Source organism: Heterorhizobium halophytocola, from assembly GCF_017873095.1.
Taxonomy (GTDB): Bacteria; Pseudomonadota; Alphaproteobacteria; order Rhizobiales; family Rhizobiaceae; genus Allorhizobium; species Allorhizobium halophytocola.
Genome location: NZ_JAGGJU010000001.1, coordinates 299,039 through 315,972 on the forward strand (window position 1 = coordinate 299,039; position 16,934 = coordinate 315,972).

Here is a 16,934-nt window from a genome sequence, read left to right on the forward strand (position 1 = left end):
CGTTGCCATGACTTTGGCCGCGGGCTAGAAAAGACCTCGGACATCAATGATCCGGAAGACATATGCCCCTCACCCATCTTCAACGCCTTGAGGCGGAAGCGATCCATATCTTTCGCGAGGTGGCAGCAACCTTCACCAAGCCCGTGATGCTCTATTCGGTCGGCAAGGATTCGTCCGTGATGCTGCATCTGGCGATGAAGGCGTTTTATCCGGCAAAGCCGCCCTTCCCCTTCCTGCATGTCGACACCACCTGGAAATTCAAGGAGATGATCGCCTTTCGCGACCGGATGGCGGCCGAACTCGGCTTTGATCTGCTGGTGCATATCAATCCGGAAGGCGTGGAAGGCAATATCAATCCCTTCGACCATGGCTCCTCGACCCATACCCATATCTGGAAGACGGTCGGACTGCGCCAGGCGCTGGATACATACGGCTTCGACGCGGCCTTCGGGGGTGCCCGGCGCGACGAGGAGAAGAGCCGCGCCAAGGAACGCATCTTCTCCTTCCGCAATTCTGCCCATGCCTGGGATCCGAAGGACCAGCGCCCGGAGATGTGGAAGACCTACAATACCCGTGTCAATCCGGGCGAATCGATCCGCGTCTTTCCGCTGTCGAACTGGACCGAACTCGATATCTGGCAATACATCCTGAAGGAAGAGATCCCGATCGTGCCGCTCTATTTTGCCGCCAGGCGGCCGGTGGTCGAGCGCGACGGCATGCTTGTGATGGTCGATGACCAACGCATGCCGCTGACCGAGGCCGACAGTGTCGAGGACCGCATGGTGCGCTTTCGCACGCTCGGCTGCTATCCGCTGACCGGCGCCATCGATTCGGATGCGGCAAGCCTGGAAGACATCGTCCGGGAGATGCTGACCGCCCGCACCTCGGAGCGCCAGGGCCGGATGATCGACCGGGACGAGGCCGGCTCGATGGAGAAGAAGAAGCGCGAGGGGTATTTCTGAGATGACCGATACCCCTGCAATCGATCTCTCGCCTGACCTGTCCAAGGGCGTTGCCGCCTATCTGCGCGAACAGGAAAACAAGTCGCTGCTGCGCTTCCTGACCTGCGGTTCCGTCGATGACGGCAAGTCGACGCTGATCGGCCGCCTGCTCTACGACACCAAGCTGATCTTCGAGGACCAGCTGGCCACGTTGGAAAGCGACAGCGCCAAACACGGCACCGCCGGCGAGGACATCGACTTCGCGCTTCTGGTCGACGGGCTGGAGGCCGAGCGCGAACAGGGCATCACCATCGATGTTGCCTATCGCTTCTTCGCCACGAACAAACGCAAGTTCATCGTCGCCGACACGCCCGGCCATGAGGAATATACCCGCAACATGGCAACCGGCGCCTCGACCGCCGATCTCGCCATCGTGCTGGTCGACAGCCGTCAGGGCATCCTGCGCCAGACCCGGCGCCATTCCTACATCGCTTCGCTGCTCGGCATCCGCCACATCGTGCTCGCGGTCAACAAGATCGATCTCGTCGGCTATGACAAGGCGGTCTTCGACGAACATGTCGAGGCCTACATGGCATTTGCCGCGGATCTCGGCTTCGCCTCGGTGCAGGCGATCCCCCTCTCTGCCCGCTTCGGCGACAATGTCACGCAGCGCTCCGACAGGACGGACTGGTATGACGGCCCGAGCCTGCTCGAACATCTGGAAACGGTGCCGGTCGAGAACCTTTATCTCGACAAGCCTCTGCGGTTTCCGGTGCAGTACGTCGTCAGGCCTAACCTCGACTTTCGCGGCTTTGCCGGGCAGATCGCCTCGGGCGCCATCTCGGTCGGCGACAAGGTCACGGTGGCCAAGTCCGGCCAGGCCTCGACGGTCAAGCAGATCGTTACCCGGGACGGCGCGCTCGACACCGCCGTCGAGGGCCAGGCCGTCACCATCGTGCTCGAGGATCAGCTCGAGGTCTCGCGCGGCAACATGCTGGTGGCACCCGATGCCCGGCCGCATGTCGCCGACCAGTTCCAGGCGCATGTGATCTGGTTCGACGCCGAGCCGATGATCCCCGGTCGCCGCTATATCCTGCGCACCGAGACCGACAGCGTCAGCGCGACCGTGACGACGCTCAAGCACAGCGTCGACGTCAACAGCTTCGCCCGTATCGCCGCCAAGGCGCTGCAGATGAACGAGGTCGGCGTCTGCAACCTCTCGACCCAGCAGCCGATTGCCTTCGATGCCTATCGGGACAATCGCATCACCGGCAATTTCGTGCTGATCGACCGGTTGACAAATCGCACCGTCGGCGCCGGCATGATAGACCATCCGCTGCGTCGGGCCGAAAACGTCCACTGGCAGGCGCTGGAGATCAACCGCGATGCGCGTGCCGCCCTGATGGGCCAGCGGCCGGCCGTCGTCTGGTTTACCGGTCTATCAGGCTCCGGCAAGTCGACGGTCGCCAACAATCTGGAAAAGCTGCTGCATGCCAAGGGCCGGCATACCTACATGCTCGACGGCGACAATGTCCGCCACGGCCTCAACCGGGATCTCGGCTTTACCGACGAGGACCGGGTGGAAAACATCCGCCGTGTCGCCGAAGTCGCAAGGCTGATGGCCGATGCCGGCCTGATCGTGCTGGTCTCCTTCATCTCCCCCTTCCGCGCCGAGCGAAGGCTTGCCCGCGACATGATGGTCGAGGGCGAATTCCTCGAGGTCTTCATCGACACGCCGATCGAGGAATGCGCAAGGCGCGACCCGAAAGGTCTTTACAAGCGGGCGAAGACCGGCGAGATCAAGAACTTCACCGGGATCTCCTCGCCCTACGAGGCGCCGGAGGAGCCCGAGCTCCATCTGCTAACGGTCGGCACCGATCCGGTCGAGCTCGCCCTGCGCATCGAGGACATGCTCGCCGCGCGCGCCAACCCGAAAGACCCCTGATGATCCATATCTTCGAAAAGGCAGCACTCGAGGCCGGTCGCGCGATCCTCGAGGTCTACGAGGCCGGGCCGAATGTCACCATCAAGGCCGACTCCTCTCCGGTCACCGAAGCCGACGAACGGGCCGAGGCCATCATCCTCGGCATTCTGAAGCGTGCCTTCCCGGGCATTCCCGTGGTGGCCGAAGAAGCGGTTGCCGCCGGTCATATCCCGCAGACCGAAGGGCAGCGCTTCATACTGGTCGATCCGCTCGACGGGACGAAGGAATTCATCAACCGACGGCCGGATTTCACGGTCAACATTGCCCTGATCGAGGATGATGTGCCGGTCACCGGCATTGTCTATGCCCCGGCCAAGGGTGTCGCCTATGTCGGCACCGAGGACGGTGCGCAGAAACTCGCCGTCTCCGCCGATTTTACCGTCACCGGCCGCAGCGAGATCAGCGCCCGCAAGCGCGCCCAGCCGCCGGTCGCCGTCGCCAGCCGGTCCCACAACAATGCCGAGACCGAAGCCTTCCTGAAGGATAACGCCGTCACCGACACCCGCTCGGTCGGCTCATCGCTGAAATTCTGCCTGATCGCCGAGGGCGAGGCCGATGTCTATCCGCGCTATGGCCGGACCATGGAGTGGGATACGGCCGCCGGCGACGCCGTGCTGCGGGCAGCCGGTGGTACAACCGTCGGTCTCGACGGCAAGCCCCTGCCCTACGGCAAGCGCAACCAGAAAGACGACAGCGATTTCGCCAATCCGTTCTTTATCGCCTGGGGGAAGTGAGTGTCCAGCCAAGGCGAGGAACACGCTGCGCAATGTCTCCGGCCGGACGATATCGTCGGCGCTGACGCCGGAACCGTGAGAATGGGGAAAAGATACGATCCACGCCTCCGATGGAAGTATGAACGATCCTGGGAGCCTACAAAGTAGGTGGGCGCCGTGTAACCAAGCCCACGGGCCTGATCAGGGACAGCTCCCTCAAGATCGGGTATGGCCCCAGGGATTGTGATTTCCTGTCAAAAGGCGCAGACCGCAACTCAGATATAGGCCTGATTTGGCTCTGCTGAAAGAGGGTACGGCACCCGCCGCGATAATAATTATCCGGCTGCCGTAGCCGCACCCAAATGTCAGCGCTCAGCCGCCTGCCGGCACCGTGAGTTTGCGGGTCATGCCCGTCAGTCGCTCGGTCAGTTCGGTGACCGCGGCGGTCAGCATCGCCTCGCGCTTTTCTGCCGAGGCGAGGGCATCGTCCTGGCCGGATCTGAGCGAAGCGATCTCCTGCTCCATCACCTTCAGCCGCCGGTTTGTCTCCGACAGCTCGTCCATCACCATGATGCCGGCCATGACGGTGATCCTGAGATCGCCGATCTCGCCGAACTGGCTTTTCAGATGTCCGACATAGCGATCGAACTGGCCGGAGAGTTCGCTCAGGTGCTCTTCCTGCCCCTCCTCGCAGGCCATGCGGTAGGCCTTGCCGTCGATCATCACCGTTACTTGCGCCATCACGTCACCGTTTTCAGTTCGCACGCGCCGACGAGATCATCGATCCAGAACCGCGCGAATGGTTTCCATCGCCGTCACCAGACGACGGGAAACCTCCCGGTTGACCTCCTCCAGACGATTGGCGCGAAATTGTGACTGGTCCAGTTCCTGTGCCAGCCGCGCGCGGTCGGCATGGACCCGCTTGACCTCGTCTTCGACGTCGCTGTTCTCGCGTTGAATCTCGATCCGGCTGTCGACGGCGTTTTCAAGGCCGGACATCGCCCGCCGCAGCGCGTCAATCGTCGCCTCTACCTTGCTATCCGTCGACATTGGTAATCCCGGGCATCCTTCAAGAAATTCCGAATCGGCCAAATTGGTATTTGGATCTTTCGCTAGGCACAGTATCCATGGGCCATCATGTCCGTCAATGAATCCGGGCCTTCTGCCCACGGCTTGTTGTGGACGAAAGGCGTCCCGCCCGGCCATGCCTGTCCCCCTGTCCCTGCTGCTAATTTCGGCAGATTGTTCGATTCTTGCCACGGAGAAGTCACACGAAGGGTGGATTTATTGACTTGCGTGACCCACCTGCTATTCATCACCCCGCCCTGTTCAAACCTAAGGCGCGGGGCCCATTCACACCCCGGAAATTATACGGAACAGCCATGACTTCTCCTGAAAAGCACAACCGGATGGCGAATGCGATCCGTTTCCTCGCCATGGATGCCGTGGAAAAGGCCAATTCGGGCCACCCAGGCATGCCGATGGGCTGCGCCGACATCGCGACCGTCCTTTTCACGCGTTACCTGACCTTTGATCCGAAGGCGCCGCTGTGGCCCGACCGCGACCGTTTCGTCCTGTCGGCCGGCCATGGCTCGATGCTGCTCTATTCGCTGCTTTATCTCACCGGTTATGAAGACATGACCATCGAGGACATCAAGCAGTTCCGCCAGATGGGCTCGAAGACCGCCGGCCACCCGGAATATGGTCATGCCTCGGGCATCGAGACCACCACCGGCCCGCTCGGCCAGGGCGTTGCCAATGCCGTCGGCATGGCGATTGCCGAAAAGAAGCTCTCAGACGAATTCGGCTCCGACCTGATGAGCCACCATACCTATGCGCTGGTCGGCGACGGCTGCCTGATGGAAGGCATCAGCCAGGAAGCGATCACGCTTGCCGGCCACCTGAAGCTCAACAAGCTGATCGTCATCTGGGACGACAACGGCATCTCGATCGACGGCAAGGTGTCGCTCGCAGACAGCACCGACCAGCAGGCCCGCTTCCGCGCCGCCAACTGGAACACGGTCGCCATCGACGGCCATGACCAGGATGCGATCGCCGCGGCCCTCGAGGCGGCCCAGACATCCGACAAGCCGACCCTGATCGCCGCCAAGACCGTGATCGGCTTCGGCTCGCCCAACAAGGCCGGCACCCACAAGGTCCACGGCTCTGCGCTCGGCGCCGAAGAAATCGCCGCCACCCGCAAGGCGTTGAACTGGGAAGAGGAAGCGTTCGTCGTGCCCGGCGACGTGCTCGACGCCTGGCGTCTGGCCGGCCTGCGTTCGACCAAGACCCACAAGGAATGGGAAGAGCGTCTGGCAAATGCCGACGCGGAAAAGCGCGCCGAGTTCACCCGCCGCTTTGCCGGCGATCTGCCGGCGACCTTGGCCCCGGCCATCGACGACTACAAGAAGAAGCTGGCCGAGGAAAAGCCGACGCTTGCCACCCGCAAGTCCTCGGAAAATGCGCTGGAAGTGATCAATGGCGTCGTGCCCGAGACCATTGGCGGCTCGGCCGACCTGACCGGCTCGAACAACACCAAGACCAGCCAGACCGCGTCCATCACGCCGGACGATTTCTCCGGTCGTTACCTCCATTACGGTATCCGCGAACACGGCATGGCTGCCGCGATGAACGGCATTGCCCTGCATGGCGGCCTGATCCCCTATTCCGGCGGCTTCCTGATCTTCTCGGACTATTGCCGTCCGCCGATCCGGCTTGCCTCGCTGATGGGGATCCGCGTCATCCACGTCCTCACCCATGACAGTATCGGTCTGGGCGAAGACGGCCCGACCCACCAGCCGGTCGAGCAACTCGCGGCCCTGCGCGCCATTCCGAACCTGCGCGTCTACCGCCCGGCCGACGCCATGGAAACGGCCGAGTGCTGGCAGCTGGCGCTCGAGGACCAGCACAACCCCTCGGCACTGGCGCTGACCCGCCAGAACCTTGTGGCAGCGCGAACCGAATACGAGGAAAAGAACCTCTGCTCCTACGGCGCCTACGAGATCGCCTCGGCCGCCGATGCCCAGGTGACGATCTTCGCGACCGGCTCGGAAGTCGAGCTCGCCATGACGGCGCGCCGCAGCCTGACCGAAAAGGGCATCGCCACCCGCGTCGTCTCGGTCCCCTGCTTCGAGCTGTTCTTCGAGCAGACGGAAGCCTATCGCAGCGCGATCATCGGCAATTCGCCGGTCAAGATCGGCGTCGAGGCGGCCATCCGCCAGGGCTGGGATGCGATCATCGGCTCCGACGGCCTGTTCGTCGGCATGTCCAGCTTCGGCGCGTCCGGTCCCTACAAGGAACTCTACGCGCATTTCGGCATCACGCCGGAACACGTCGTCTCCGCTGCCGAAAAGGCGCTGGCCAAGTAATCAACGACCGCCGCTGGGACCATTCGCGTCCCTGCGGCTTCACCATCAATATTCTCAAACCGTCAATTTGCGGGAGTGATCGTAATGACTGTAAAGGTTGCCATCAACGGCTTCGGCCGCATCGGCCGCAATGTGCTTCGCGGCATCATCGAATCGGGCCGCACCGATATCGAGGTCGTGGCCATCAACGACCTGGGCCCGGTCGAGACCAATGCCCATCTGCTGCGTCATGACAGCGTCCACGGCAAGTTCCCGGCAACCGTCACGGTCGAGGGCGACACCATCGTCATCGACGGCGGCAAGCCGATCAAGGTGACCGCCGTGCGCGACCCGAAGGACCTGCCCTGGGCCGACGTCGATATCGCCCTGGAATGCACCGGCATCTTCACCTCGAAGGAAAAGGCCTCGCTGCACCTGCAGAACGGCTCCAAGCGCGTCCTCGTCTCGGCTCCGTCAGACGGCGCCGACAAGACGATCGTCTACGGCGTCAACCACGATGCCCTGACCAAGGACGACCTGGTCGTCTCCAACGCGTCCTGCACGACCAACTGCCTGGCTCCGGTCGCCTACGTCCTGCACAAGGCCTTCGGCATCGAAAAGGGCTACATGACGACCATTCACTCCTACACGGGTGACCAGCCGACGCTCGACACGATGCACAAGGATCTCTACCGCGCCCGCGCGGCAGCGCTCTCGATGATCCCGACCTCGACCGGTGCGGCCAAGGCCGTCGGCCTCGTGCTGCCGGAACTCAAGGGCAAGCTCGACGGCTCGTCGATCCGCGTGCCGACCCCGAATGTTTCGGTCGTCGACCTGAAATTCGTCCCCTCGCGCAATGTCACGGCGGAAGAAATCAACGCTGCGATCAAGTCGGCTGCCGAAGGCGAGCTGAAGGGCATCCTGGCCTATACGGAAGAGCCGCTGGTTTCCGTCGACTTCAACCACGACTCGCATTCGTCGAGCTTCGCGGCAGCCCAGACCAAGGTGCTCGACGGCAATTTCGTCCGCATCCTGTCCTGGTACGACAATGAATGGGGCTTCTCCAACCGCATGGCCGACACGGCCGTCGCAATGGCGAAGCTCATCTGATTTCGGCGACCGGCCGCCCCGCGGCCGGTCCACAGCCGAAGCAAAAAGGAAGCGGGTCCCCGGGGGCCCGCTTTATTTGTTTCAACAGTGCCTTGAGCCGATCATCTTTAACGGCCACAATTCGAATGGCGGATGATTTGCGGTCATCAAGGGTCATAGAAAACACAACACAAGACATGAGGGCGGCCAGCGTTGGAAACCTTTTACATCGTCACGCTGATATTGACGGCGTTGATCCTGTTAGCGGCATTTTCCAGCCTTATCGCCTTTCGTTTCGGCGCCCCCCTCCTCCTGCTGTTCCTGATCATCGGCCTGGTGGCCGGCGTCGACGGCTTCGGGATCGAATTCTCGAGCAATACCGCGGCTTACGCGATCGGCTCGATCGCGCTGTCGATCATCCTATTTGACTCCGGCTATCGCACCTCGCCCCATTCCTTTAAGGTGGCCGCGGTGCCGGCGCTGACACTCTCCACCGTCGGCGTGCTGGTCACGGCCGGACTGTTCGGCCTGCTGGCCACCCTGCTCTTCGACTTCAGCTATCTTCAGGGCCTGTTGCTCGGCTCGATCGTCGCCTCGACGGATGCGGCGGCCGTCTTCTTCCTGCTACGCATCGGCGGCATCAACATCCGCGACAAGGTGCGCTCGACCCTCGAGGTCGAATCGGGCACCAACGATCCCATGGCGATCTTCCTGACGATGGCGCTGGTCGGCCTGGTCGCCAGCGACGAGAAGGCGGTCGGCCTCGAGATCATCTGGCTGTTCATCACCCAGATGGGTCTTGGTGTCCTGCTCGGCTTCGGCGGCGGCTATGTCATCACCTTCATCGCCAGGCACCTGACTATCGACCGCGGCCTGTTGCCGATCGTTGTGCTGGCCCTGTCTCTGGTAGTGTTTGCCTTCACCGGTGCCGTCGGTGGCAGCGGTTTCCTCGCCGTCTATGTCGCCGGCATCGTCGCGGGTAATCGCAAGCTGCCGGCCACCGCCAGCATATCGCGCTTCCAGGACGGCATGACCTGGCTTGCCCAGATCATCATGTTCCTGGTGCTCGGACTGCTGGCGACGCCGTCGGACTTCCTCGTCATCCTGATACCCTCCGTCGTGCTGGCGCTGTTCCTCGTCTTCATCGCCAGACCGATCGCCGTCTGGCTCTGCCTGCTGCCACTCGACTTCACCCAGCGCGAGACGACCTTCGTCGCCTGGGTCGGCCTGCGCGGCGCGGTCTCGATCCTGCTCGCCATCCTGCCGGTGATGGGCGGACTGGAGAACGGTCATATCTATTTCAACGCCACCTTCATTGTCGTCATGCTGTCGCTCGCCATCCAGGGCTGGACCATCAAGCCGCTGGCAAAGGCGCTCGGGCTGATCGTGCCGCCGCGCATGGGCGCCATCGAGAAGTTCGAGCTCGACCTGCCGGGCACGGCCAATCACGAGCTTCTGTCCTACCGCGTGGTGGCCGGAAGCCCTGTGGTCAACGGCGAGCGCGTACCGCGCTGGGCCATGCCCTCGCTTGTCATTCGCGACGGCAAGTCCATGCGCTACCAGTATGCCGGACGTCTGCGCGAAGGCGACCATGTCTATCTGTTCATCGCGCCCGGCTATTCGCGCCTGCTCGACCGGCTGTTTGCCGAGCGCACGACGCTGGCCGAGGACGATAGCGAATTCTTCGGCATGTTCACCATTTCGCCGGCCCGCCCGGCCGAGGAACTGGATGCCGCCTATGGCCCGCACCTGATTGCCGAGAGCGACAAGGGCAAGACGATTGCCGAGGTGATCGAGGCACGTATCGGCAGCAAGCCGGAATATGGCGACCGCGTACGGATCGGCAATGTGATCCTGATCGTCCGCGACACCGACGACAACGAGCGCATTTCGGCCGTCGGCATTTCGCTGGAGGCCGTGGCACCGGCAACGCGCCTGCCGATCTTCCTCAATTTGCGCGAACTCTCGCCCGCCTTCCGCGAAATCATGCTGCGCGTGCGCGCCAAGCGCCGCGCGGTCAGGGCCAAGGTAAAGGAAGCAGAGGCGGCAAAGGAAAATGCCGGCTGATCGCCTTTGCATCGACGGGCGGGCGGAGTAAAGTCCAGACAGACCCTCAATTTCACTGATATAACAACAGGAAGTCTCATGCCTGCCTTCAAGACAATCGATGACCTTGGCGATGCAAGCGGCAAACGCGCCCTGGTGCGCGTCGACCTCAACGTGCCCGTTTCCGACGGCAAGGTGAGCGACGCGACCCGTATCGAGCGCGTAGCCCCGACGATCCGGGAACTGTCGCAGAAGGGCGCCAAGGTCATCCTGCTCGCCCATTTCGGCCGGCCGAAAGGCGAGGCCGTCGCCGACATGTCGCTGAAGCCGATCGCCATCGCTGTCGAGGAAGTGCTCGACCAGCACGTCGCCTTTGCCGGCGACTGCATCGGCACGGCGGCCGAGGACGCGATCGCCGCGATGAACAACGGCGACATCCTGCTTCTGGAAAACACCCGCTTCCACAAGGGCGAGGAAAAGAACACGCCGGAATTTGCAGCCGCGCTGGCAAAGCTCGGCGACATCTATGTCAATGACGCGTTTTCCGCAGCCCACCGCGCCCATGCCTCGACGGAGGGCCTGGCCCACTATCTGCCGGCCTATGCCGGCCGCACCATGCAGGCTGAACTCGAAGCGCTGGAAAAGGGCCTCGGCGCGCCGAAGCGGCCTGTCGTCGCCATTGTTGGCGGCGCCAAGGTGTCGACCAAGATCGACCTGCTCAGCAATCTGGTCACCAGGGTCGACGCGCTGGTGATCGGTGGCGGCATGGCCAATACCTTCCTGGCCGCCCAGGGCATCGATGTCGGCAAGTCGCTCTGCGAGCATGACCTCGCCGACACCGCCCGGCAGATCCTGAAGGACGCCGAAGCCGCCGGCTGCGCCATCGTTCTGCCGGTCGACGGCGTGGTCGCCCGCGAATTCAAGGCCAATGCCGACAACGAGACGGTGGACGTTAACGCCATCCCGGCAGACGCCATGATGCTCGACGTCGGACCGAAATCGGTCGAAAAGGTCAATGAGTGGATTTCCAAGGGCGCGACGCTCGTCTGGAACGGCCCGCTCGGTGCCTTCGAGATCCCGCCCTTCGATACCGCGACGGTGTCTGCGGCCAGACATGCCGCCGAATGCACCAAGGCCGGCACGCTGACCTCGGTTGCCGGCGGCGGCGACACGGTGGCGGCCCTCAACCATGCCGGTGTCGCCGACGACTTCACCTATGTCTCGACGGCCGGCGGTGCTTTCCTCGAATGGATGGAAGGCAAGGAACTGCCGGGCGTCGCGGTTCTGACTGCCGCCTGACGCCTCCCGCAACCCGCTATCGGCCTCATGCAAGGCGGCGCCCGAAACGGCGCCGCTTTTTTCATGACCGAAGTCGATCCGATTTTTTCTCCGGAACATTCAAACGATTGAATTCATTTTCAATCGTTTCAACAACTTAGCCCATATTTTCCTGCCTCGAAACATCTGCTAACGCAGATTCAGGATGAACCCGGAGAAAGATCCCATGAGTGAACGTCTGGAAGAAATTGCCGTCAAAATGGTCGCCGATGGCAAGGGCTTGCTGGCTGCCGACGAATCGACGAGCACCATCAAGAAACGCTTCGACAGCATTGGACTGGAATCGACAGAGACAAGCCGGCGTGATTATCGCGAAATGCTGTTCCGCTCGGATGAGGCGATGACGAAGCACATTTCCGGCGTCATCCTGTTCGAGGAAACGCTCTACCAGAAGGCCGCAGATGGCACCTCCTTTGTCGATCTGATCAAGAAGGCCGGCGCCATTCCCGGCATCAAGGTCGACACCGGCGCCAAGCCGATGGCCGCCTTCCCGGGCGAGACCGTGACCGAGGGTCTCGACGGGCTGCGCGAACGACTGGCCGCCTACCACAGGGCCGGCGCCCGCTTCGCCAAGTGGCGTGGCGTGATCGCCATCGGCGAGAACCGCCCGACCTGGGGCAGCATCAAGGCCAATTCGCAGGCGCTCGCCCGCTATGCCGCACTCTGCCAGGAAGCCGGCATCGTGCCGATCGTCGAACCGGAAGTGCTGATGGATGGCGATCCGGGCAACCATTCGATCGACACCTGCGCCGAGGTGACCGAGAAGGTGCTGAATACCGTCTTTGCCGATCTCTATGACGCCCGCGTCAATCTGGAAGGCATGATCCTGAAGCCCAACATGGTCATCGACGGCAAGAAGCTGCGCCAGGCCTCGGCCGCCGAAGTGGCCGAAAAGACGGTGAAGGTGCTGAAGGCAACCGTGCCCTCCGCCGTTCCCGGCATCGCCTTCCTCTCGGGCGGCCAGACCTCGGAAGAAGCGACAGCCCATCTGTCGGCGATGATCGCCAACTACGACCTCCCCTGGAAGCTCACCTTCTCCTATGGCCGCGCGCTGCAGGAAGATGCGCTGAACGCATGGGGTGGCAAGTCGGAAAACGTGGCGGCAGGCCAGCGCGCCTTTACCCACCGGGCCCGGATGAACGGCCTGGCGGCACTCGGCAACTGGAAGAAGGAACTGGAGCGCGCGGCCTGAGGGCCCAGCCAGGCGCACCCTTCTCTATTGTCATCGTGACAGGAAAGGCACTCCCCGCGAGTGCCTTTTTCTTTAGGTTTGCACCCCGCACACCTTAAGGAGATCCCATGCCTGAATGCCGCTTCGTCACCGTCGATGTCTTCACCGCAGAGCGGTTCAGCGGCAATCCCCTTGCCGTGGTCTTCAACGCCGAGGACCTGAGCGATCTGCAGATGCAGGCGGTCGCCGCCGAGTTCGGCTATTCCGAGACAACCTTCGTCCTGCCACCGCAGGACACTGCCAATACCGCGCAGGTGAGGATTTTCACGCCGGTGACCGAAGTGCCCTTCGCCGGGCATCCCAATGTCGGAACGGGCTTTGCTCTGGGGCGGATGAACGAGATCTTCGGCAAGCCTGTCGGGGACGATCTCCGCTTCGAGGAAAAGGCCGGGCTGGTCGCGGTGCGGCTTGAGCGGCAGGCAGGAGAAGTCGTCGGCGCGCGGATCACCGCCCCCGGTCCGCTCACCATCGGCGCTGAGGTGGACACGGCAACCATTGCCGAGTGCCTGTCGCTAGGCGCGGGTGACATCGCGACCGGGCGACACCTGCCGGCCTTCGTTTCCGTCGGGCTGAAATTCATCATGGTCGAGCTCCGGGATCTCGATGCTCTGGCAAGGGCCGAAAGCAATCTGCAGGCGCTGAAGGCGCTCTGCGCGGCGCATGCGGACGAGAATTGCGACTGCGCCACCTTCCTCTATGTCCGGGGCGGCGACAACGGGATCCGGGCGCGCATGTTCGCCCCGCTCGACAATGTCACGGAGGATCCGGCCACTGGTAGCGCCTCCGCCGCGCTCGGCAGTTATCTGGCGCATATCGATGCCTTATCGGGCCGGACCACCTTCACCATCGACCAGGGCGTCGAGATGGGGCGGCCAAGCCGCATTGTGGTCGATGTCGAAAGCGATGCCGGCAGGTTGCGCGCCGTCAGCGTCGCCGGCCCCTGCGTCGAGGTGATGCGCGGCATGCTTCGCGTCTGAGGCCCCGAATCGCAAAGATCGCGCGCGTCTTAAGGTCTTATCAGCAGGACCAGCGACCAGGCGATGAAAGCGACGATCGCAATTTTCCAGAAATCCCGCCGCTTGCGAAAGCCCGGCAGGCCTAGCGGCTTGATGATCTGGATAATCATGGCCATGATCAGCAGAACGGATATGATCTTGGCCATGCAGACTCCCGGGTCAAAATTGCTCCTGCCACGAACAGACCACCATTCGGCTTCAGGCTTGAGCCAGAATTCGTTAGCCTTTTGAAGTTTACAGTGCAACCGACGCGACAAAAGCTCGTTACGAGGAAGAGCGCTTCTTCGTAACCTCCGCCACCTCCAGCCACGATTGACGATAAGACATCATGAGACGAAATCTCCTGCCTGTCCTGGCGCTTCTGCTTGGAACCCTCTTCCTGTTTCTCGGAAATGGCCTGCACGGTCTGCTCCTGCCGGTTCGCGGTTCGGCCGAAGGCTATTCCAACGAAGTGCTCGGCCTGCTCGGCACCTCCTGGGCATCCGGCTTCGTGCTGGGATGCTTCTATGCACCGAAGCTCGTCATGCGCATCGGCCATGTCCGGGCCTTTTCCGGCTTCATCGCCATGATCGCCATCATCGCGCTGACCACCGGCATCTTCGTCGACGACTATGCCTGGGTCGGCCTTCGCGCGCTCACCGGCTTCTGCACCGCCGGCACGCAGATGATCATCGAGAGCTGGCTGAACGAGCGCGCCTCGAACGAGAGCCGCGGCACGATCTTTTCCTTCTATATCTCGATCACCCTGATCGGCGTGGTCGGCGGCCAGATGATCGTCGGTTTCGGCGATACGCTGACGCCGATCCTGTTCATGTGCTGCGGCATCTTCTACTGCATCGCCATGCTGCCGACGACCTTTTCGGTTGCCGCCTCCCCGCAGCCGCTGAAATCGGTGAAGCTCGATCTGAGGCAACTCTACAAGAACTCGCCCGTCTCCTGCGTCGGCATCCTGCTGATCGGCATCGCCAATGGCGCCTATGGCACGCTCGGCGCCGTGTTCGGCTCCCGCGTGGGCCTTGCGCCTGGCAGCATCGCAGCCATGCTGTCCTTCACCATCTTTCTCGGAGCGTTGGCCCAGATGCCGGCCGGCAAGGCATCGGACATGACCGACCGGCGCTATGTGTTGGCAAGCCTTGCCGCTGTGGCCGCCCTTGCGGCCATCGCCATCCTGGTGATCAATCCGGCAAACCCGATCCTGCTGATCGGCCTTGTCGCGGTCTACGGCACCGCCGCCAACACGCTCTACCCGATCGCTGTTGCGCATGCGAACGACTTTGCCTCGCCGGAGGAGTTCGTCAAGGTATCCGGCGGCCTCTTGCTTCTGTTCGGCATCGGCACGATCATCGGCCCGACCCTTGGCGGTCCGATCATGACCATGTTCGGCCCCTACAAGCTGTTTGCCGTCACCGCCATTGCCCATGTCGGCGTTGCGGCCTATGCGATGTTCCGCAGCCGTCTGCGCGCCGCCGTTCCGATCGAGGACCGTGGACCGGCGCCGGGCCTGTCGGTCGCCGGCCACCCGGTCAATACGCCGGAAGGTCTGCAACTCGACCCGCGTGCCAACCTGCAAGAAGAGCGTCCGGCCCCGGCCGAATGACAACGAAGAGGAAAGATGCATGAGCCTGTTCGATGACGATCGTCCGAAAAAGCCTGTCGGCCACGAAATCGGCTGCGACCTCACATTGCTGTCTGCCGCAGAGCTGCGCGCCAGGATTGATCTCCTTTCGGAAGAAATCCGCCGGCTCGAAGTGGAATGCGGCAAGAAACAGGCAGGCAAGCTTGCAGCGGAAAGCTTCTTCCGCAAATAAGGACGAAACACGCAATACTTGCAGAGGCCAAGCAGACCAAGGCCGGCACTGAATTGGCAGATGCATTAACGGGACATTAACTAGTTTCAGCCAAGATGTATATGTCCGGTTCTTCCGGACTCAGGCAGTTTCTCCACTCGGCGAATAGGTCTGATTTTTCTCCCTGTTTTACCTTGAGAGCCGCTTTTGCGGCTCTTTTTTTATGCTCACCCCGTTTTCACGAAGATGTGGGAATTAACCCTTTCTTAATTATCGGCTTGCGGTTTTCAGGTATTGGCATCATGTTTAGAACAAATAGCCATCCTAATGCGTTAGGGTCCGGTAATTATCTAAGTGATGCGTGAAACAGGGAAACAACCGATGACGGATCAAAGCGCGAATACAATCAGCTTTGCCAATCGCGCCGCCCAATCGTCACAGTTCAAGACGATTTACGCCGAAGGCATGGGCCTGGTTGAAGAAACAGCTGCCTATCTCGACGGCCCCGGCCGCGCTGCCGCCAAGGTTTTGCCGCGTATGGCCTCTGTCCTTTATGCCGCAGAATCGATGCGGCTGACCACCCGCCTGATGCAGATGGCCTCCTGGCTTCTGCTGCAGCGTGCGGTCAACAACGGCGAAATGAGCCACGATCAGGTTCTGTCGGAAAAGAACAAGGTGCGCCTCGACGGCTTCAACGTCGATCGTGCGGCCCCCGGCTGGAGCGATCTGCCGGAATCCTTCCGCGACCTGGTCGAACGTTCGCTGCGCCTGCAGAACCGCATTTCCCTGCTCGACCGCGAAATCTATCGCCCGGATGAGGCAAGCATCGTTCCTGACAATGAAAACAGCGTACAGGCGCAGCTCAATCTGCTGCGCACGGCCTTCAACGCTGGCTGACACGACGATCCACCGCCACTCAGCACTATTTTCGCCCGGTTTGCCTGACGCAGACCGGGTTTTTTCTTGTATCCTTTCTCCCCGGTGTCGCTGCCGTGATTGGATCGAAAGCGAACAACGTGAAAAAGCCCGGACGAAGCCGGGCTTTTTGCAAAGTCGAAAACGGTTCGGAGACTTAGAGGCCGAGGCCGCCGAAACGCTTGTTGAACTTGGAGAGACGACCACCACGGTCCATGAGCTGCTGGTTGCCGCCCGTCCAAGCCGGATGGGACTTGGGGTCGATTTCCAGGTTCATGACTGCGCCTTCGGAGCCCCAGGTCGAAAAGGTCTCGTATTCGGTGCCATCGGTCATGACAACTTTGATCTTGTGGTATTCGGGATGAATGTCAGCCTTCATAGCGATGTTCCTGATCTGCCGGAGGGTCCATATGCCGCAATTGCGTCAGCGGACCGTCTTGAATAAATGAAGCCGTAGTCTGACTTGGCTACGGCTTTCCAATTCGATGCGGTGCCTATACATGAAGGACGCGCGGATAACAAGAGCC

Annotated in this window: 16 protein-coding genes and 1 other RNA gene; 12 read left to right on the top strand and 5 right to left on the bottom strand. The window is 61.9% G+C overall.

What is annotated here, in order from left to right; translation table 11 throughout:
• Nucleotides 1–62: 62 nt before the first annotated feature.
• Genes cysD through cysQ form a run of 3 tightly spaced genes read left to right on the top strand, consistent with a single transcriptional unit; the run spans nucleotide 63 to nucleotide 3,659 of the window.
• The gene (cysD, locus tag J2Z17_RS01450; RefSeq protein WP_209941541.1) at nucleotides 63–962 is read left to right on the top strand and encodes a sulfate adenylyltransferase subunit CysD; all 900 of its coding nucleotides are present in this window, start codon (nucleotides 63–65) and stop codon (nucleotides 960–962) included.
• Between the two features lies 1 nt (nucleotide 963).
• Nucleotides 964–2,886, top strand: a complete 1,923-nt coding sequence (nodQ, locus tag J2Z17_RS01455; protein ID WP_209941543.1) for a bifunctional sulfate adenylyltransferase/adenylyl-sulfate kinase NodQ — start codon at nucleotides 964–966, stop codon at nucleotides 2,884–2,886.
• Nucleotides 2,886–3,659 carry a 3'(2'),5'-bisphosphate nucleotidase CysQ gene (cysQ, locus tag J2Z17_RS01460; protein WP_209941545.1) on the top strand — a complete coding sequence of 258 codons (774 nt, stop codon included), beginning with the start codon at nucleotides 2,886–2,888 and terminating at the stop codon, nucleotides 3,657–3,659. The genes nodQ and cysQ overlap by 1 nt, the downstream gene beginning before the upstream one ends.
• Before the next feature lie 92 nt (nucleotides 3,660–3,751).
• Here the strand turns inward: cysQ and ssrS are convergent.
• The 3 genes from ssrS to J2Z17_RS01475 form a co-directional block, all read right to left on the bottom strand.
• Nucleotides 3,752–3,911, bottom strand: a non-coding RNA gene (gene ssrS, locus J2Z17_RS01465) — 6S RNA.
• A gap of 99 nt (nucleotides 3,912–4,010) precedes the next feature.
• Complete coding sequence (locus tag J2Z17_RS01470; RefSeq protein ID WP_209941547.1) at nucleotides 4,011–4,379, bottom strand: cell division protein ZapA; 369 nt, start codon at nucleotides 4,377–4,379, stop codon at nucleotides 4,011–4,013.
• 36 nt (nucleotides 4,380–4,415) lie between these two features.
• Nucleotides 4,416–4,688: a DUF4164 domain-containing protein gene (locus tag J2Z17_RS01475; RefSeq protein WP_209941549.1), complete on the bottom strand. Its 273-nt coding sequence runs from the start codon at nucleotides 4,686–4,688 to the stop codon at nucleotides 4,416–4,418.
• Between the two features lie 332 nt (nucleotides 4,689–5,020).
• Here J2Z17_RS01475 and tkt point away from each other — a divergent pair, with 332 nt between their 5' ends.
• The 6 genes from tkt to J2Z17_RS01505 all read left to right on the top strand — a co-directional run bounded on the left by tkt (nucleotide 5,021) and on the right by J2Z17_RS01505 (nucleotide 13,666).
• Entirely contained in the window at nucleotides 5,021–7,006 is a 1,986-nt protein-coding gene (gene tkt / locus J2Z17_RS01480) for a transketolase (protein WP_209941551.1), read from the top strand.
• Nucleotides 7,007–7,090: 84 nt separating this feature from the next.
• Complete coding sequence (gene gap, locus J2Z17_RS01485) at nucleotides 7,091–8,095, top strand: type I glyceraldehyde-3-phosphate dehydrogenase (protein ID WP_209941554.1); 1,005 nt, start codon at nucleotides 7,091–7,093, stop codon at nucleotides 8,093–8,095.
• A gap of 192 nt (nucleotides 8,096–8,287) precedes the next feature.
• Nucleotides 8,288–10,141, top strand: a complete 1,854-nt coding sequence (locus tag J2Z17_RS01490; RefSeq protein WP_209941556.1) for a potassium/proton antiporter — start codon at nucleotides 8,288–8,290, stop codon at nucleotides 10,139–10,141.
• Between the two features lie 78 nt (nucleotides 10,142–10,219).
• The gene (locus J2Z17_RS01495; RefSeq protein ID WP_209941558.1) at nucleotides 10,220–11,419 is read left to right on the top strand and encodes a phosphoglycerate kinase; all 1,200 of its coding nucleotides are present in this window, start codon (nucleotides 10,220–10,222) and stop codon (nucleotides 11,417–11,419) included.
• A 205-nt stretch (nucleotides 11,420–11,624) separates the two neighbouring features.
• On the top strand, nucleotides 11,625–12,650 hold the full coding sequence (locus J2Z17_RS01500; protein WP_209941561.1) for a class I fructose-bisphosphate aldolase: 1,026 nt from the start codon (nucleotides 11,625–11,627) through the stop codon (nucleotides 12,648–12,650).
• A 107-nt stretch (nucleotides 12,651–12,757) separates the two neighbouring features.
• On the top strand, nucleotides 12,758–13,666 hold the full coding sequence (locus tag J2Z17_RS01505) for a PhzF family phenazine biosynthesis protein (RefSeq protein ID WP_209941563.1): 909 nt from the start codon (nucleotides 12,758–12,760) through the stop codon (nucleotides 13,664–13,666).
• A gap of 29 nt (nucleotides 13,667–13,695) precedes the next feature.
• On the opposite strand, the gene J2Z17_RS01510 is transcribed toward J2Z17_RS01505, so the two are convergent.
• Nucleotides 13,696–13,851: a hypothetical protein gene (locus J2Z17_RS01510; protein ID WP_209941565.1), complete on the bottom strand. Its 156-nt coding sequence runs from the start codon at nucleotides 13,849–13,851 to the stop codon at nucleotides 13,696–13,698.
• A gap of 182 nt (nucleotides 13,852–14,033) precedes the next feature.
• Here J2Z17_RS01510 and J2Z17_RS01515 point away from each other — a divergent pair, with 182 nt between their 5' ends.
• From J2Z17_RS01515 to rcdA, 3 genes are all read left to right on the top strand, one after another.
• Nucleotides 14,034–15,302, top strand: coding sequence for an MFS transporter (locus J2Z17_RS01515; protein ID WP_209941567.1), 1,269 nt, complete (start codon nucleotides 14,034–14,036; stop codon nucleotides 15,300–15,302).
• 19 nt (nucleotides 15,303–15,321) lie between these two features.
• On the top strand, nucleotides 15,322–15,513 hold the full coding sequence (locus J2Z17_RS01520) for a DUF1192 domain-containing protein (protein ID WP_209941569.1): 192 nt from the start codon (nucleotides 15,322–15,324) through the stop codon (nucleotides 15,511–15,513).
• 360 nt (nucleotides 15,514–15,873) lie between these two features.
• Nucleotides 15,874–16,389 (top strand): protease adaptor protein RcdA, encoded by a 516-nt coding sequence (gene rcdA, locus J2Z17_RS01525; RefSeq protein WP_209942193.1) that lies wholly within the window; start codon nucleotides 15,874–15,876, stop codon nucleotides 16,387–16,389.
• A gap of 175 nt (nucleotides 16,390–16,564) precedes the next feature.
• Here the strand turns inward: rcdA and rpmE are convergent, their stop codons facing one another.
• The gene (rpmE, locus tag J2Z17_RS01530; RefSeq protein WP_209941571.1) at nucleotides 16,565–16,786 is read right to left on the bottom strand and encodes a 50S ribosomal protein L31; all 222 of its coding nucleotides are present in this window, start codon (nucleotides 16,784–16,786) and stop codon (nucleotides 16,565–16,567) included.
• Nucleotides 16,787–16,934 lie beyond the last annotated feature (148 nt).

What these genes read in the sequence shown, in the direction of transcription:
- gap (WP_209941554.1), top strand. Translation starts at nt 7,091, where the DNA reads ATGACTGTAAAGGTTGCCATCAACGGCTTCGGCCGCATCGGCCGCAAT.
- J2Z17_RS01470 (WP_209941547.1), bottom strand. Translation starts at nt 4,379, where the DNA reads ATGGCGCAAGTAACGGTGATGATCGACGGCAAGGCCTACCGCATGGCC.
- cysQ (WP_209941545.1), top strand. Translation starts at nt 2,886, where the DNA reads ATGATCCATATCTTCGAAAAGGCAGCACTCGAGGCCGGTCGCGCGATC.
- nodQ (WP_209941543.1), top strand. Translation starts at nt 964, where the DNA reads ATGACCGATACCCCTGCAATCGATCTCTCGCCTGACCTGTCCAAGGGC.
- J2Z17_RS01505 (WP_209941563.1), top strand. Translation starts at nt 12,758, where the DNA reads ATGCCTGAATGCCGCTTCGTCACCGTCGATGTCTTCACCGCAGAGCGG.
- J2Z17_RS01515 (WP_209941567.1), top strand. Translation starts at nt 14,034, where the DNA reads ATGAGACGAAATCTCCTGCCTGTCCTGGCGCTTCTGCTTGGAACCCTC.
- J2Z17_RS01495 (WP_209941558.1), top strand. Translation starts at nt 10,220, where the DNA reads ATGCCTGCCTTCAAGACAATCGATGACCTTGGCGATGCAAGCGGCAAA.
- J2Z17_RS01510 (WP_209941565.1), bottom strand. Translation starts at nt 13,851, where the DNA reads ATGGCCAAGATCATATCCGTTCTGCTGATCATGGCCATGATTATCCAG.
- rpmE (WP_209941571.1), bottom strand. Translation starts at nt 16,786, where the DNA reads ATGAAGGCTGACATTCATCCCGAATACCACAAGATCAAAGTTGTCATG.
- J2Z17_RS01500 (WP_209941561.1), top strand. Translation starts at nt 11,625, where the DNA reads ATGAGTGAACGTCTGGAAGAAATTGCCGTCAAAATGGTCGCCGATGGC.
- tkt (WP_209941551.1), top strand. Translation starts at nt 5,021, where the DNA reads ATGACTTCTCCTGAAAAGCACAACCGGATGGCGAATGCGATCCGTTTC.
- cysD (WP_209941541.1), top strand. Translation starts at nt 63, where the DNA reads ATGCCCCTCACCCATCTTCAACGCCTTGAGGCGGAAGCGATCCATATC.
- J2Z17_RS01520 (WP_209941569.1), top strand. Translation starts at nt 15,322, where the DNA reads ATGAGCCTGTTCGATGACGATCGTCCGAAAAAGCCTGTCGGCCACGAA.
- rcdA (WP_209942193.1), top strand. Translation starts at nt 15,874, where the DNA reads ATGACGGATCAAAGCGCGAATACAATCAGCTTTGCCAATCGCGCCGCC.
- J2Z17_RS01475 (WP_209941549.1), bottom strand. Translation starts at nt 4,688, where the DNA reads ATGTCGACGGATAGCAAGGTAGAGGCGACGATTGACGCGCTGCGGCGG.